This is a genomic window from Bacteroides sp., from assembly GCF_019417265.1.
Taxonomy (GTDB): domain Bacteria; phylum Bacteroidota; class Bacteroidia; order Bacteroidales; family Bacteroidaceae; genus Phocaeicola.
This window is the reverse complement of the sequence record NZ_DXVR01000005.1, coordinates 1-17,508: the sequence shown is the minus strand read 5'-3', so window position 1 is coordinate 17,508 and position 17,508 is coordinate 1. Positions and strand designations below refer to the sequence as shown.

Here is a 17,508-nt window from a genome sequence, read left to right as displayed (position 1 = left end):
TATAATATATCTACCTTTATATATATAATGTTTTGTATATCTTAGAGTTTAGTATCATGAATTACTTTAAACTTCTTTATGCACTTCCTGTTTTTTTCTGTTCTTCAGTCTTCTCTCAGTCTTTAACTATGAGCCTTGATGGGGAGTGGAGTTACAAACTTGACCCAAATAAAGCTGGAGAAAAGGAAGAGTGGTTCGACAAAAACTTTTCTGATAAACTGCATCTTCCAGGATCACTTAACACTAATGGTATTGGAGATAAAGTAGATGTTAATACCAAATGGACTGGTTCTATGTGGAATATGGATTGGTATAAAAGTGATTTTTATGCAAAATACCGTAATCCTGAAGATACAAAAATAGTCTTTTGGCTAACTCCTGATAGATATTATGTAGGTAAAGCCTGGTATCAGAAAAGAATAACCGTTCCAAAAGAATGGAAAAATAAATCATTGGAGTTGAATTTTGAAAGATGTCACTGGCGTACCAGTTTGTGGATTGACGGTAATAAAGCTGGAAAAAGGAATTCTCTTGCTGTCCCTCACCGATATGTATTAGAAAATCTGAAGCCGGGTAAGGAATATACCTTAACTCTGTGTGTTGATAATAGTATAGGTGATATTAATCCGGGTGTAGATGCACATAGCATTTCAGACAATACACAATCAAACTGGAACGGTATAGTAGGAAACATGTCTTTAACGGCACGTCCAAAAACATATATTGAGAACGTAAGAATAGAAACTATGTTAAAAGAAAAAAAAGCTAAGTTTACTTTTAACATACTTTCTTCAAAGAACTATTCAAAAGGTTCCGAACTTATATTGTCTGTAAAAACAGTAGGTAATACATCTCTTCCTGAGTTAATCAATAGTGTGTCTTTGAGAAAGGGAATGAATAGTGTAGAACTTTTATATGATTTGAGTGAAAGTTTCAGAACTTGGGACGAATTCTCGCCGAATTTATATCAGCTTGAAGCAGAACTTAAAACAAAAGATGGTACGGATGTATTAAATGAATCTTTTGGTGTCCGTGAATTGGGAACAAAAGGAAGTCAGATTACTGTGAACGGTAATCCGGTGTTTTTAAGGGGAACACTTGAATGTTGTATTTTCCCTAAAACAGGTTTTCCTCCTACAGATGAAGCGGAGTGGAAACGCATAATGAGTATCTGCAAAGCACATGGCCTTAATCATATTCGTTTCCATTCCTGGTGTCCTCCGGAAGCTGCATTCAGCGTAGCTGACAAGCTTGGTATGTATCTTTATGTTGAATGTGGATCATGGTGTTCTGATTTAGGTAGTGGTCATCCTATTGACAATTACATTTATGAAGAGAGTGAAAGGATAGTAAAAGAATATGGTAATCACCCTTCTTTCTGTCTTATGTCCTACGGAAATGAGCCACACGGAAAGAATCATAAGGAATATCTGACAAAATTTGTTTCTTACTGGAATGAAAGAGATAACAGATTTCTTTTCACTACAGCTGCAGGATGGCCTGCTATAAAAGAAAATGACTGGCATTGTCTTCCTGCTCCAAGAATACAGGGTTGGGGACAAGGAATCAAAAGTATAATAAACTCTAAAAGACCAAATTCTAATTTTGATTGGAGTAGCAGAATCTCAAAAACGCAGCCAACGATAAGTCATGAGATAGGTCAGTGGTGTGTATATCCGGATTTAAAGGAAAGAGCTAAATACACTGGAGTTCTTAAGGCTAAGAATTTTGATATATTCGAAGACAGGCTTAGGGATAACGGCTTGTTGCATTTGGCAGACAGCTTTTTGCTTGCTTCCGGAAAATTACAGACATTATGTTATAAGGCTGATATTGAAGCTGCGCTAAGAACCAAGAATTTTGCCGGTTTTCAATTGTTGGATTTGCATGATTTTCCTGGACAGGGAAGTGCAATCGTAGGTGTACTGAATCCTTTTTGGGAATCTAAAGGATATGTTACACCTCAGGAGTACAGTGAGTTCTGTAATTCAGTGGTACCTTTGGCAAGAATGTCAAAGTTTGTGTTTAATAGTGGAGATACATTGAAAGCCGATATAGATGTGGCACAATTCTCGCAAAGTGATATGAATGTCCCTGTAAGATGGAAGATAACATCGTTCGATGGTGCACTAATAAGCAATGGTGTGATTGATGCTTGCAAAATTCCTTCCGGTGGTTTGAGCAAAGTAGGGCATATTTCCTATAATGTAAATGTAGATATACCTCAGCAGTGGGAACTTGAAGTTGAAGTTGCCGGATATAAGAACAGATGGAACTTATGGGCTTATCCTAAAAATAAGATAGAGAATAAAGAAGTGGTAGTTGCCTCATCGTTATCAGATGATGTTTTGAAAACATTATCACAGGGAGGTAAGGTCTTATTGACAGCTGCAAAAGGAAGTTTGAAAAATGAAGGCAAAGATTCGGTTGCAGTGGGATTCTCTTCTATTTTTTGGAATACACTCTGGACAAACAAACAGGCTCCTCATACTCAGGGTATATTATGTAATCCGGAACATCCTGCATTAAAACTTTTCCCTACGGAATATCATAGTGATTACCAGTGGTGGGATGCTATGTCTAACTGTAATGCTATTCCGTTGCATAAATTGGGGGATCCAGAGCCTATTGTAAGAATTATAGATGACTGGTTTACTGCCCGTTCTTTGGGACTTATAGTAGAAATGAAAGTCGGAAAAGGAAAACTGATTCTTTGTGGAGCAGATTTACTTGCCGATTCAGATAAGAGACCGGAGGCCGTACAGCTTATGAACAGTCTTCTTAGTTACATGAACAGTGAAAAATTCAATCCGGATAATGTTGTAACTTCTGAGCAGTTGAGGTCTATATTTAAGTGATAAGCTTATAGCACATTTTAATTTAAAGAGATGTATAGTATAATAGTTATATTATACATCTTTTTTTATGTTCTGTACATTTTTATATTTCTTGTTTTTTAAGAATTTTGTAATGTAGTAATATAACTTTAATTAATCAATATTATGGGACATAAAAGTTTTATAAGTATTCTCCTTCTAATAATTTTATTAGCGGGATGTGGAAAACAGGATGTGTCTGTTCCTGACAATCCAAAGCAAGAAAACGGAGAGAATGTTAACACCGGTGATGAGAACGAAGATTCTACAGAAGATGAAGATGATGGCGATGAAAATGGTAATGAAGACAAAGACGAGGAAAGTGTTTTTACCGGTCTGACAGTTAGTCATATAACGGACCATAGCGCAGTATTTACAGTAAATGTAATAGATGGTTATCGTTATATAACGGAAAAAGGAGTTATCTGGAGTGATGATGAAAGTCTGCCGGAAAGTAACCGCTCTTCTGACAAACGTGATCCTGAATTCTTCTCTTATAAGGGATGTATAATCAATTTGGAAAAGGACAAGGATTATTATGTACGTCCTTATATGATAATGAACGGTGACAGTGTTTTTGGAGAAACTGTTAAGTTTAGGACTTTATTTTCAAAGGAAGATGTAAAAATGACAGGCAAAGTGACCTGGAAATTCGGAACTCCTCCTACAGGTACTACGAAGGAAGATATTGATGGTGCTTATGAATGTATAACAGAGGCTATGGATTCCGCTGTTTATTTGTATAATTTATATACAAATGCAGAAAAGGAACTTACAATATTGTATAGACCAACTGTACCAACATCAGATGGAAGTACTAATGGAACGATTAGATTTGGTAAAGGTAGAACCTATATGTGGGTTGGTACAGCTATGCATGAGATAGCTCATACAGTAGGTGTCGGAACTTCCGGAAAATGGAAAGGAATGTTTGATAATTCAGGATTTTTGACAAAGAACGTAAGATATGAGTATACAATGCTACGTACATTGGAAGATAATAATCAGTATCCAATGTTAAAGGCAGGCGGTGTACATTTTTGGCCATACGGTATTAATTATAGAAGTGAGGTAAACGATGAGCGAGATTTGGTGAAACATGCTTTGTTGGTCAATGCTATGAAGACAGATGGAATGTAAGAATGTGTAATTTAAAATATTGTTTAATTTAATTTTTTAATCTATGAAACATCAAAAAATCTTTAAGTGGAACTTAATGTTATTCTGCTTGCTTCTGATTAGTTTATTAGGGTGTAAGGAAAGTGATGATGAAGTTTCTGTATCGCATGATCCAAGTAAACCTGTAAGCATAACTTCGTTTATGCCGGAATCCGGTAAAACCAATACTCAATTGATTGTTCATGGGAGTAATTTTGGGAATGACAAGTCAATGGTTAAAGTAAAGGTGGGAGGCAAAGATGCTACAGTTATTTCTGTAAAGAATGATTGCCTGTATTGTCTTGTTCCGGCAAAAGGTAATGGAAAAGTTGAAGTAACCGTAGGAGAGGGTAATTTTGCAATATCTGAGAAAGACTTCAGGTATGAGTTCAAACAAGTTGTATCCACACTCTGCGGATATGTAGATGAACTTGGTTACGGTCCTGTACTTTCCGAGGGAAAGTTCGAGGATTTGGGTAAAATAGAAGTTCCGGGCTTTTTATCTTTTGATCCAATGGATAATAATATTCTTTATTGTGCCCAGGATGGAGGACAGAACTCAAGAAAGTCAATCCTTAGATTTGACCTAAAAAACAGGTATATGACTACTGCTTTCAGATGTGGAACATCAAATATAAAACGATTGATAACAATCGATTGGGATAAAAATGGGGATATGCTTGTATCTACTCCTGATCATGTAAACAGTTCCGAAGCTATAGGTGGAATATTGTTGTCAAGGAGTTCGGGCTTTATACAAAGTACTAATATGATTAAGATGGTTCAATGTATAAGTATTATGTATAATCCAGATTCAGATTTGATTTACTATGGCAGTTATAATGATGGAATACTATATTCCTATGATTATAATACATACGGATGGATGAAAAATGTAGATAATCAAACTTTTATGTTTCAGTTTAATGATGTATTGTCGGTACGTTTTATGATTAGACACCCATCTAATAAATATATGTATATAGTTGTTCCTGCAAAGCATGCAATTATGCGTTCTGATTATGATTTTGTGACTAAACAATACAAGACTCCTTATATAGTTTGTGGAGGTAGTGGTGCTGGATATGACGATAAGGTTGGAATAAATGCAAAGATGAATAGTCCTTGGCAGGGATGTTTTGTAAAGAATCCTGATTATGTTTCTCAAGGTAAAGAAGATGAATATGATTTTTATTTTGTAGACAGAAATAACCATTGTATCCGTAAACTTACTCCTGATGGAGTAGTCTCAACTTTTGCAGGTCGGGGAAGTAAAAATTTAAATGCTTGGGCTAATGGTTATGTTGATGGCGATGTAAGAGAGGATGCCCGTTTTAATTTGCCTCAAGGTATTGCTTACGATGAAAAAACAAATACATTCTATGTTTCTGACAAAAATAATTATAGGATAAGAAAAATAGCTTATGAGACCGGGGATGAAGAAGTACCTAACACGGATGAAAGTAATAATCAGGAAACAGATAATGTCGAAGAAGATACTAATGATTAAAAACTATACTAATGAGAAATATTAGATTTATTATTATGATGAGCTTTTTACTGTTTTCAGTAAACTTGATGGCTCAAAAGCAAGTTACCGTTATTGGTACAGTTGTGGATCAGAATAAGGAACCTCTGATTGGTGTAAATATAACAGTGAAAGATCAGCCGGGCTTTGGTGCGATTACTGATATTGATGGAAAATATTCTATTAAGGTTCAGCAATACTCAACTCTGATTTATTCCTATATAGGATTTGACAAACAGGAACTACTTGTCAAGAATCAAAAAGAGATAAATGTAAGGTTAAAGGAATCCAGTGGAAGTGTTCTTGATGAAGTTGTTATTACAGGTACAGGTGCACAGAAGAAGATTACAGTTACAGGGGCAATAACAAATGTTAATATGAGTGAACTTGCAGCAACCCCGAGTGCTAATATTACAAATAGCCTTGCAGGTAATGTGGCTGGTGTTATGGCTATGCAGACATCCGGTCAGCCTGGTAAAAATACTTCTGAGTTCTGGATTCGCGGTATATCAACGTTTGGTGCCAATACGTCTGCACTGGTACTTGTAGATGGATTCGAACGTAGCCTTGATGAAGTTAATATTGAAGATATAGAGTCTTTCTCTGTATTAAAGGATGCTTCCTCTACAGCTATATATGGTCCGAGAGGTGCCAATGGTGTGGTATTGATTACAACAAAACACGGAAAGCCGGGAAAAGTTAATATACAGGCAAAATTCCAGACCTCATACAATTCCCGTACAATCACCCCTGAACTGATGGATGGTTACGATTATGCATGTCTATTGAATGAAGCACGTATTACACGTAATATGGAGCCAATATATAAGCCGGAGGAGTTGGAATTAATCAGGACAGGTCTTGATCCTGATATTTATCCGAATGTAGACTGGCAGGACGTATTGCTGAAAGACGGAGCTATGACATATAGAGCTACATTGAATTTGAGTGGTGGTGGTTCTTCTGCACGTTATTATGTATCATTAGGATATTTGAGTGAGGAAGGAATGTTTAAGACTGATGATGCAATAAGTAAGGATTATAATACAAATACCAACAATCAGTTATGGACATACAGATTAAATACTGATATTGACATAACCAAGTCGACTTTGCTTAAAGTTGGTGTGTCCGGTTCTTTAAAGAAAATGAACGAACCTGGACAAAGTACAAATCTTTGGAATGCGATGATGAATTATAGTTCTGTAAAGACACCGGTTGTTTATTCTGATGGTAAATTTCCTTCATTAAGTGGGACAGATACAAATTTTATGAATCCATGGGTATTGGCTACTCAGACAGGTTATAAAGAAATATGGGATAATAAAATCCAGACAAATATAAGTTTACGCCAGAAACTTGATTTCATAACAAAAGGTCTTAGCTTTGTTGGGCGTTTTGGATTTGATACAACTAATAGCAGTACAATAAGCAGACTGAAAATGCCTGAACTGTGGGCCGCAAGACTAAATCGTGATGCAAATGGTGAAATTGTGTACGACAGGGTTAGAGAAGAGCAGAAGATGACACAATCATCTTCATCTACCGGTTATCGTACAGAATTTCTTGAAGCCATATTGCAATATAACAGAAATTTTAAAGGACATCGTTTGGGAGGAACTTTAAAGTACACATGGGACAGTAAAGTTACAGCTGTTAATGTTGGAACAGATATTAAAAATGGTATAGCAGTAAGGCATATGGGACTTGCCGGTAGAGTATCGTACAACTGGAAATACCGTTATTTTGCAGATTTTAACTTTGGTTATAATGGGTCTGAAAACTTTGCAAAAGGACATAAATTTGGCTTTTTCCCGGCATTTTCTTTAGCATGGAATATAGCAGAAGAAAAATTTGTGAAAGATAATCTTAAGTTTTTGAATATGTTCAAACTTCGTTATTCGTACGGTAAGGTAGGTAATGCTAATCTTGGTGAACGTTTTCCATATTTGTATACAATAAGTAATACTTATTATAGTTCAAGCGATAATAAATGGTCTTATTATCCTGGTTATATGTGGGGAGCAATGGATTACAGTAACTTGGAATTTAATGGTATGAGATATTCTCAGTTGGCATCAGAAAATGTAACTTGGGAAGTAGCTACTAAACATGATGTAGGTCTTGACTTTTCAATGTTTAATGATAAATTTTCTGCCACTATAGACTATTTTCATGAACAGCGTGATGGAATTTATCAGGCACGTGGCTATCTGCCATATAGTGTTGGTGTAAGTAATATTACAGCCCCAAAGGCTAATACAGGTTCTGTGCTTTCAAAAGGTTTTGATGGAAACTTTGCTTTTAAAACAAATGTTGGAAAGATGAAGATGACTATACGTGGAAATATGACATATAGTAAAAACACTATTTTAGAAAGGGACGAAAGCTATGCTGTATATCCGTATCAGTTAACAAGAGGTTACCAAGTAGGTCAGCAAAAGGGATTGATAGCATTAGGATTGTTTAAGGATTACGATGATATACGAAATAGTCCTAAACAGCAGTTTGGTGAAGTAATGCCCGGTGATATAAAATATAAGGATGTAAATGGTGATGGTGTTATTAATGATGGAGATAAAGTTGCAATTGGAGGTACTGCCAGACCATCTGTAATATATGGTGCCGGAATTTCTATGGCTTGGAAAGGATTTGATGTAAATCTTCATTTTCAAGGAGCAGGAAAATCTTCATTTATAATGTCAGGATATTCAGTATATGCTTTCAGTGGCAGATTATGGGGTAATGTTTATGATGGAGTAACAGATGACAGGTGGATATCTCAGGAAATTTCCGGTAATCCTGCTACTGAAAATCCAAATGCATCTTATCCAAGACTTTCTTTTGATGTAAATAATAATAATCAACGGGCCTCAACTTACTGGATGAGAGACGGTTCTTATTTAAGACTTAAGACATTGGAAATAGGTTATTCACTTCCTAAGACTTTTGTACGTAAAATGAAAATTAATAACATAAGATTTTTCTTTATAGGAACCAATTTGCTTACGTTCTCAAAATTTAAATTATGGGATCCTGAGATGGGTAGCAGTACTGGTGCACAGTACCCTATTTCCAAGACATTGACATTAGGACTAAATGTAAAAATTTAAAAGAAGTAATATGAGAAACTATATAAAATATATTTTTGGAGCTTTAATGGCTACAGGTGCAGTATCTTGTGCTGATAGTCTGGATTCTGACAAATATTTCAATGATAGAATGGAATTGGAAGATGTCTTTACAGAAAAGAACAGGACTCTTCAATGGCTGTCTAATGCTTTCAGCTATTTGTGTACAACTGATTGCTTTGATGTAAGCACAACTGATGGTAATATTTTCAATTATTCTGATGATTTGTATTTTTACTCAAACATAGATTTATATACTCAATTTAAAAGGGGAACTTATGATGAGAGTAGTAGGCAGTCTACATGGTGGAATTGTTATAATGGAATTAGACAAGCTACAGTCTTTATACAGAATATAGATATGAATGATAGGATTACTCCAGAAGAAAGAGCCGATTATAAAGCACAGGCCCGTTTTGTAAGAGCCTATTATTATTGGCTATTATTAAGGAAATACGGTCCTATAGTGATTGCACCAGATGAAGGTTTTGATTATACATTATCATATGATGAGCTTTCTGTTCCACGTAGCTCATACGATGAATGTGCTGAATATATTGCAAATGAAATGCAATTAGCAGCAATAGAACTTCCCCTTACGAGAGGTGCTGATGCCATGGCGATGCCAACACGAGGTGCGGCATTAGCTACACGAGCAAAAGTTCTATTGTATGCAGCCAGTCCATTAAACAATCCAAAACCTGAGGATAAAGAGAAATTCTCTGATATGGTGAATTTTGATGGTAAGAATCTTATTTCTCAGGAATATAATGAAGAAAAATGGGCTAAAGCGGCTGCAGCAGCATTAGATGTTATAAAGTTAGGTGTATATGAATTGAATGTAAGGCCTGTAAGATCATTAGCAAATGCTACAAAAGGTTACCCTGCTACAGTAAAACCTTATAATGATAATGATTTTGTAAATAAGGATTGGCCGGACGGATATAGAAATATTGACCCTTTCGAGTCTTATAGAACTATATTCAATGGTGAAATAGCAGGTGAAAATAATAAAGAGATTATATTTAGCCGTCATAAGAATGCTTCCGGAGCATATTCATTGGCTGAGTTTGTAAGAAGAGCTTTACCTATGAATCCTGCTAATGGTATAAATTGTTTTGGTGTTACACAAAAATTGGTCGATGCATATTATATGATGGATGGAAGTGATTGTCCTGGAAAAGAACGTGAGCTGAACATTCCAGGGAGGAGTGATATGGTAAATCCAAGAGAAACAGGCTTTACAGTAAATGCAGATTTGAGCAACCCCGGTTATGAACATTTGTCAGTTGGAGTATCTAAACAGTATGCGGAGCGTGAACCAAGATTTTATGCTTCAATAGCATATAGCGGTTGTGTGTGGCCATTGTTGTCAAATGCAGAGTTTACTCAGACTCAAAACCAGATAATGGTAAAAGTCTTTTATTATAGAGGTGCAGCTAATGGATATAGTGCTAACAGCAAATATTTGCCAACAGGTATAGGATTTATGAAATTTGTAAGTCCACATGATTCATCGCCAAATAATGATAATACAACTATATATCCAAAGACAGAACCTGCTATCCGATATGCTGACATATTGCTTATGTATGCGGAGGCCGTAAACGAGTTGGATAAATCATATAGTATTAAATCATGGAATGGTGAAGAAACTTATAATATATCACGTTCAATTGATGAATTGAAAAAAGGTATTCGTCCTGTAAGATGTAGGGCAGGTATCCCTGATTATAAGGATGATGTATACCAAAATAAGGAATTATTCAGAGCAAAGATAAAACGTGAACGTCAGATAGAATTCGTTGGAGAATCTCAAAGATATTTTGATTTGAGACGATGGAAGGATGCTGAATTTGAAGAGTCTATGGATGTCTATGGATGTAATATTCTTATGGATGTAAATAAAAGAGATTTGTTCCATGTTCCAACAATATCAAAGGAACTGACATCTGTATTTACACGTAAGATGTATTTCTGGCCTATTCCTCTTGAAGAATTGAAAAGAAATAAAAATATGGTACAGAACCCTGGATGGAAGTATAATGATTAATTTAAAAGTAATTGAAAATGAAAAAATATTTACTACCTTTAAGTTTATTGTTTCTTGCTTTATTTACAGCTTCATGTAATAAAGATTGGACGGAGGAGCAATATGAACAATATGTGTCTATAGTGGCACCAATGAACTGGAATAGTTGTACTCCAATTTATTTAAGATATAAAGGAGATGGCAAGGCTACTTATGAACTTCCTATAGAAGTAACAGGGTCCACTAATAATATTGCTGATAGAGATGTTTATTTACAGGAAGATCTTGATACATTGAATGATATGAATGTGGCAAGATTTGGTCTTTATCGTAAAGATCTTTATTTTAAAGCATATGATAAATCAAAATACAAGTTGCCAGAGGTTGTAAAAATACCTAAAGGTGAATCAAAGGCTATTGCAAATATAGAGTTTGATTTGAATGGTATCGATATGAATGAAAAATGGGTTGTTCCTCTTAGTCTTGTGAGTGATGATTCATATAATTATGTACCACATCCGCGTAAGAATTATTCTGAAGCAATATTGAAAATTAATCCTTTTAATGATTTTTCAGGAGCTTATAGTACATCTACACAAACTGTAACCTTGGTTGATGAATTTGATAATGCAATAGGTGATGCCATGACTACAGATAAAAGAACAGCTTATGTAGTTGATGAAAATACCATTTTCTTTTATGCGGGACTTATGAATGAGGAATTGGAAGACAGACATAAGTATAAGATTAAAGTCAGATTCCTTAATCCTGGAACAGAAGATGCCTCATTGAAAAAAATCGAGGTTTTCTGTGATAACGCAGAAGATATTGATTTTAAATTACATACAACCCCTGAGGAATTAAAATATAGTACAGCAGTTATAGATGACTCTGTGTATCCTTATTTGGAACATCATTATGTGACAATTAATATAGATTATTCTTTTAATGATATATCTTCATCAAAAGATAGTAATGGTGATGTTGTTCCAATTAGATATAGAGCTACAGGAGTTATGATTCTTGAAAGGAATATTAATACACTTATACCAGATCAGGATCAAGCTATTCAGTGGTAATGATTTAACCAATGCGAATCAGTAATTCAGTAATAGTTGCTGATTCGCATAATTTATATATATATATATGAAAAGGATTCTTATAGCAGTTTTCTGTTTGGTGGCATTAAATAATGTGATATTTTCACAGGGTACTATTAATGATTATAAACGAGCTTATAGCGTAAAAGTGGATTTTAGTTCCAAAAATGTACTCTATAATAATGTTGTACCGAACTGGATAAAAGATACACATTTTTTCTGGTATATTAGAAATACGGAGAAAGGAAATGAATATGTTAAGGTAGATGCTTCTACCGGGACAAAATCAGCTTTGTTTAACCAAGATAACCTTGCAGTACTTCTTTCAGAAAAGACAGGTAAGAGAGTAAATAAATTCTATCTGCCCTTGAATAAGATGGGTGTTAATATGAGTATTGATGAAATATCTTTTGAGGCGTATGGAGAAAGATGGAAATTCAGTATTACAGAAAATAAGCTTACTTGTCTGGGTGGGGTTAGACCACCAGTAGAAAGACCGCACTGGATGGTTGTTGATGAAGAAAAATCAGCCTCTCCAATAAAGTCGCCTGATGGCAGATGGTTGGCTTATATTAAGAATGATAACGTATATGTTAGGAATCTGACATCAGGAGAGGAAAAACAACTAAGCAATGATGGTACATTGGGAAACTATTATTCTTCTTATTTCCAATGGTCTCCTGATTCCAGATATGTTATGAGTTGTAAGATTCGTCCGGCTGAGAAAAGATATGTTTATTATGTAGAATCTTCGCCAAAAGACCAACTCCAACCTAAACTTCATAAACAGGAATATGCCAAACCAGGAGATGAACTTAGGTTTAAGAAACCATGTGTGTTTGATGTGGAAAAAAACAAGGCAATTATTCCTGATACTAAATTGTTTAATCATCAATATAATTTGTCATACTTTAAATGGAACAATGACAGTAAAGGGGTTACTTTTGAGTATAATGAACGTGGACATAAAATTTACAGAGTGTTGGAACTTTCAGTTATTGATGGTAAAGTGCGTACTTTGATTGAAGAAAAAGAAGAGAAATATGTGAATTATCCGAGAATTTATCGTAATTATCTGAGTGATGGTAAACGTATTGTATGGTCAAGTGAAAGAGACAATTACAATCATTTGTATATGTATGACAGGGGTTCTGGGAAGGTTATAAATCAGATAACAAAGGGAAAGTGGTATGTGCGAGAAGTTCAAAAGGTTGATGAAGAAAATGAAGTAATCTATTTTTCAGCAAGTGGGATGAACAAAAAGGAGGATCCATATCTGATACATTATAATAAAATTAATTTTGATGGTTCCGGATTAACTTCACTTACTCCTGAGGAAGGTATGCATAAATGCTGGTATTCATCTGACTATAAGTATATGGTGGATGTGTATAGTAAAGTGGACACTGAACCTGTAGCTGTTCTTCGCGATGCCAGCAATGGAAAGATTCGTATGCAGTTGGAAAAAGCTGATATCTCTCGTCTTGTAGCTAACGGATGGAAAGCACCGGAAGTCTTTAAAGCCAAAGGACGGGATGGTAAGACTGATATCTGGGGAATAATTTACAGACCTACCAATTTTGACCCTAATAAGAAATATCCTATAGTAGAATATATTTATTCCGGACCAGGGAACCAGTATGTTCCAAAAACGTTCTCATCGTATAACTGGAACATGACATCTTTAGCTGAACTTGGATTTATTGTGGTACAGGTGGATGGTATGACAACTTCTTTCAGAACAAAGGAATTTGAAGAAGTGTGCTATAAGAATTTAAAGGATGCAGGCCTTCCGGACCATATAGCATGGATTAAAGCTGCAGCAAAGAAGTATCCTTATATGGATATTGACAGGGTAGGTATATTTGGGTGCTCTGCAGGAGGACAGGAGTCTACAGGAGCTGTTTTGTTTCATCCTGAATTTTATAAGGCTGCTTATTCTGCCTGTGGCTGTCATGATAACAGAATGGATAAAATATGGTGGAATGAACAATGGATGGGGTATCCGGTTGATGAATCATACAGTGAATGTTCAAATGTTGATAATGCTCATCTCTTGACCAGACCTTTAATGCTTGTGGTAGGTGAGATGGATGATAATGTAGACCCTGCTTCTACTATGCAGGTGGTGAATGCATTGATTAAAGCCGGTAAGGATTTTGAACTTGTTGTTATACCTGGAGCCAGACATACAATGGGGGAAAGTTTTGGCGAACACAAAAGGTTTGATTTTTTTGTCAAAAACCTTATGGGAGTTAATCCGCCTAAGTGGAGTGAACTGAAATGACAGATAAAAGATTATATCATCTTATTACCATAATAATAGTATCTATATGGGGGACTACTTTTGTTTCTACAAAAGTTTTGTTGAACAATGGTATGACTCCTATATGGATATTTTTATTGAGGTTTTCGATATCGTATTTGGCTTTGTTGCTAATAGAAAGGAAAGGTTTGAAATGCAATAGTTTAAAAGATGAGTTTTATTGTTTTCTTTCTGGAATATTTGGTGGATCTTTATATTTCATTGCAGAAAACATGGCTTTGGAAAAAACTTCAGCATCTAATGTTGCTTTTATCGTCTGTACAGCTCCTGTTTTTACCTTGTTTATCTCATCGGTATTCTTAAAAAGAACAGGTGTTTCGATTAAGGTATTGGTAGGACTGATTGTTTCAATGGCAGGAATGGCTATTTTACTTTTTAAAGATTTCGGTGAGCTACATTTCAATCCAATAGGGGATTTGCTTGCTTTGGCTGCAGCTGTTCTTTGGGCAGTATATTCAATCTTATTGAGTAATCTTATTGGTAAATATAATGTTAATTTAATTACTCGAAAGACTTTCTTTTATGGCATAATAACTTGTATACCAATATTGCTATTAGATGATGTTTATACAGATTTTTCTTTGTCGTTTAAACCTGAAATTATTTTTAATATGTTTTTTCTGAGCATTGTTGCTTCCTTAGGCTGTTATTTTTTATGGGGAAAGGTTGTGAATATTCTTGGATCGGTTAAAGCATGCAATTATCTGTACATAAATCCTGTAGCTGCAGTTGTAACATCAGTTGTTATTCTTGGAGAAAAATTGACCGGTGGAGCTTTATTGGGAATGATTATTGTTTTGATTGGGGTGTTTTTAACACAGATGAGGTTTAATAAATAGTTTTTTGTATTATGAATTTTAAAGTATATTCAGTAGAGAAATTTGATTTAAACGATAATGAAAAAGCGATATTTTTGTCACTTTTAGCAGTTTTAAGTTGGTCTACCATTTCAACTGCGCTTAAAATTGCTTTGGAATATATTACGCATTTTGAAATGATGTTGATTTCCTGTCTTACAGCTTTGATTTTTTTTACTTTGTTATTAACGGTAACTCATAGATGGTATCTTGTTGGAAAACTTACAGTTCGACATTGGGTAGTTCTTGCTGCAGTTGGTTTGGTAAACCCGGTAGCATATTATTGGACTTTATTTAAAGCTTATGAGTTATTGCCAGCACAAGTAGCACAACCTATTAATTATGCATGGCCTATTGTTTTGCTTATATTTCTGGCTGTGTTTGCTCACGAACCTATTCAGAAAAGGAAATATATTGGTATGTTTCTTTCTCTTATAGGAGTTGTTTTGATTTCATTAGGAGCTAAGAATAATAGCAATTTGTCTATATCAGCTTCAGGAGTGATTTTTGGAATAATGAGTGCCGTTTTGTGGGCTTCTTATTGGATGATAAATAATATGTTGAAGGAGAAAATGGATGTTTGTGTGGCACTGTTTGTAACTTTTTTGTTTGGAACATTATATTTATCTTTAGGAACTTTATTTCTTGATTTTAGTGTCTCCGATATGAAAGGTATAATTGCAGGTGTTTATATTGGAGGTTTTGAGATGGGTATTCCATTCATTTTATTTGGTGTAGCGTTAAAAAAAACAACGAACCATACTTTGGTTAATCAGTTATGTTATTTATCACCGTTTTTGTCATTGTTCTTTATTTCATTGGTCTTGGGAGAACATATAATAGTTACGACATATATTGGTCTTGTTCTGATAGTTTCTGGCCTTTTGTTTAATCAATATTGTGTACGTAAGTAATAATTATGAGTTATATATGTGCTTGAATGTGACAGTAAACTAATCAGTTTTTATTGTTTTCTTTTAAATCTAATATATACTTATTAGAAGATGTAAATATTGATTTGAAAAAATATGTTAGTTTATACATTTTTATAGTGGTATTTTACATTTTATATATATTACCTCTATAATAATTTTGTCATCGAATAATAATCTTATTAATGTATGAATAAATATTTTTTATTTTCAATGTTGTTTTTATCAGGATGCTCTTATCCTGAAATTAATCCTTTCGGCGATGAGAAAGGGGAGTATGTAGATAAAGGCGAAGGAATTGAATCCGGTCTTTCTCCAATGATAGACCCTACTACAGAGCCAGGAGTAATGCCTTATCAGCCTTTTGGTAATGTTCTTGGTAATGACTGGGAACTTGTGTTCAGTGATGAGTTTAATGGCGAAGAAGTAGACCTTAAGAAATGGAATATTGACGAGTCAACTAAAACGCGTGGTCCAAGACCGCGTCTGGGTATAAACTCTTGGTTTTGGAAACCAGAAAATGTTTATCAGAAAGATTGTGATTTGGTATTGGAAGTACATAAGACCGGAGCTGATGTTATGACAAATGGCTCTATAAATAGCTCAAATAAGTTTATGACAAAATTTGGTTATTTGGAGTGTAGAGTTAAGATTGGAGATGCCAGTAAATTGACACATACAGCATTCTGGCTTCAAGGCCCTAATATGGGGAATGTTAATGGAACAGGAGCGGATGGAGCAGAAATTGATATTTTTGAGTCTTGTCATACTCATGAACAGGTACAGGTAAATATTCACTATGATGGATATGCAGATGCGCATAGATCACAAGGATGGAGATATAGTACTCCTGGAATTCATCGTGATTATCAAGTATGGGGGCTGCTATGGACTGACAAGTATCTGAAAATATACTATAATGGTATCTTAAAACACACATTTACCGACCCTAAAGTGATACCTTTAACTCATGAATTTTTATGGTTATCAAATGGTGCTTCTTTTGGTGAGGAACTTCCTGATAATGGATTTAAGGCTTTTGAACTGGGAAAACTTACAGAAACGAGATTTGATTATGTACGTGTATGGAGATATAATAGTATTGCACCTCTCCAGCCTTGGAGTAATCTGGTAAAAAATGGTGGATTTGATAACAATACTTCTAATTGGACATGCAGTCCTGCAGACAAGACTGCTATAGATACATCACCTAATGGAGCTGAAGAGGGCAAAGTTTATTATAGGGAACTCACCATGTCTGGAAATACTATGCAATTGACTACTCCTGATTCAGAGGTAGAATTATCTCAGGATGTTAATGTTACTCCAGGTAAAAAGTATTCATTCAGTTTTGTTGGAAGAATAAGAGATGCTATAGGAAAATCAGAACCAGGTCAGAATACAACAGGCAAGAAGCTTAAAGGTCAGATTTTCTCTATAGATGGTAGTGAAGCCGTATCATCAGAGCCTATATGTACTGTTGAAACACAATCGAGTGAGGATATATTTATGTCATCCTTAATTCCGCAACATAATTGATAATTATTTTTATAAGTTCCTGAGCAACA

General features: G+C 34.8%; 10 protein-coding genes. All 10 read left to right on the top strand.

Going from position 1 to position 17,508, the window contains the following annotated elements; genetic code table 11:
• The first annotated feature begins 56 nt into the window (after positions 1-56).
• The 10 genes from QZ379_RS01595 (at position 57) to QZ379_RS01550 (ending at position 17,479) form a co-directional block, all read left to right on the top strand.
• Positions 57-2,858, top strand: a complete 2,802-nt coding sequence (locus QZ379_RS01595; RefSeq protein ID WP_291557511.1) for a sugar-binding domain-containing protein — start codon at positions 57-59, stop codon at positions 2,856-2,858.
• 144 nt (positions 2,859-3,002) lie between these two features.
• Entirely contained in the window at positions 3,003-4,016 is a 1,014-nt protein-coding gene (locus tag QZ379_RS01590; protein ID WP_291557508.1) for a hypothetical protein, read from the top strand.
• Positions 4,017-4,092: 76 nt separating this feature from the next.
• Positions 4,093-5,544 carry an IPT/TIG domain-containing protein gene (locus QZ379_RS01585; protein WP_291557505.1) on the top strand — a complete coding sequence of 484 codons (1,452 nt, stop codon included), beginning with the start codon at positions 4,093-4,095 and terminating at the stop codon, positions 5,542-5,544.
• Positions 5,545-5,555: 11 nt separating this feature from the next.
• Positions 5,556-8,675, top strand: coding sequence for a TonB-dependent receptor (locus QZ379_RS01580; RefSeq protein WP_291557502.1), 3,120 nt, complete (start codon positions 5,556-5,558; stop codon positions 8,673-8,675).
• Between the two features lie 10 nt (positions 8,676-8,685).
• Entirely contained in the window at positions 8,686-10,746 is a 2,061-nt protein-coding gene (locus QZ379_RS01575) for a RagB/SusD family nutrient uptake outer membrane protein (protein WP_291557499.1), read from the top strand.
• A 17-nt stretch (positions 10,747-10,763) separates the two neighbouring features.
• Positions 10,764-11,804 (top strand): DUF4973 domain-containing protein, encoded by a 1,041-nt coding sequence (locus QZ379_RS01570; RefSeq protein WP_291557495.1) that lies wholly within the window; start codon positions 10,764-10,766, stop codon positions 11,802-11,804.
• Between the two features lie 67 nt (positions 11,805-11,871).
• Positions 11,872-14,112 carry a S9 family peptidase gene (locus QZ379_RS01565; protein ID WP_291557492.1) on the top strand — a complete coding sequence of 747 codons (2,241 nt, stop codon included), beginning with the start codon at positions 11,872-11,874 and terminating at the stop codon, positions 14,110-14,112.
• A complete protein-coding gene (locus tag QZ379_RS01560) occupies positions 14,109-14,990 on the top strand; it encodes a DMT family transporter (RefSeq protein ID WP_291557489.1) in 882 nt (293 codons plus the stop codon). Before QZ379_RS01565 ends, QZ379_RS01560 begins: the two co-directional genes overlap by 4 nt.
• A gap of 11 nt (positions 14,991-15,001) precedes the next feature.
• On the top strand, positions 15,002-15,922 hold the full coding sequence (locus QZ379_RS01555) for a DMT family transporter (protein WP_291557486.1): 921 nt from the start codon (positions 15,002-15,004) through the stop codon (positions 15,920-15,922).
• Between the two features lie 231 nt (positions 15,923-16,153).
• Entirely contained in the window at positions 16,154-17,479 is a 1,326-nt protein-coding gene (locus QZ379_RS01550) for a family 16 glycosylhydrolase (protein WP_291557483.1), read from the top strand.
• The last annotated feature ends 29 nt before the right edge of the window (positions 17,480-17,508 follow it).

Coding starts and splice junctions, on each gene's coding strand:
- QZ379_RS01565 (WP_291557492.1), top strand. CDS start 11,872: ATGAAAAGGATTCTTATAGCAGTTTTCTGTTTGGTGGCATTAAATAAT.
- QZ379_RS01550 (WP_291557483.1), top strand. CDS start 16,154: ATGTTGTTTTTATCAGGATGCTCTTATCCTGAAATTAATCCTTTCGGC.
- QZ379_RS01585 (WP_291557505.1), top strand. CDS start 4,093: ATGTTATTCTGCTTGCTTCTGATTAGTTTATTAGGGTGTAAGGAAAGT.
- QZ379_RS01555 (WP_291557486.1), top strand. CDS start 15,002: ATGAATTTTAAAGTATATTCAGTAGAGAAATTTGATTTAAACGATAAT.
- QZ379_RS01570 (WP_291557495.1), top strand. CDS start 10,764: ATGAAAAAATATTTACTACCTTTAAGTTTATTGTTTCTTGCTTTATTT.
- QZ379_RS01590 (WP_291557508.1), top strand. CDS start 3,003: ATGGGACATAAAAGTTTTATAAGTATTCTCCTTCTAATAATTTTATTA.
- QZ379_RS01580 (WP_291557502.1), top strand. CDS start 5,556: ATGAGAAATATTAGATTTATTATTATGATGAGCTTTTTACTGTTTTCA.
- QZ379_RS01595 (WP_291557511.1), top strand. CDS start 57: ATGAATTACTTTAAACTTCTTTATGCACTTCCTGTTTTTTTCTGTTCT.
- QZ379_RS01575 (WP_291557499.1), top strand. CDS start 8,686: ATGAGAAACTATATAAAATATATTTTTGGAGCTTTAATGGCTACAGGT.
- QZ379_RS01560 (WP_291557489.1), top strand. CDS start 14,109: ATGACAGATAAAAGATTATATCATCTTATTACCATAATAATAGTATCT.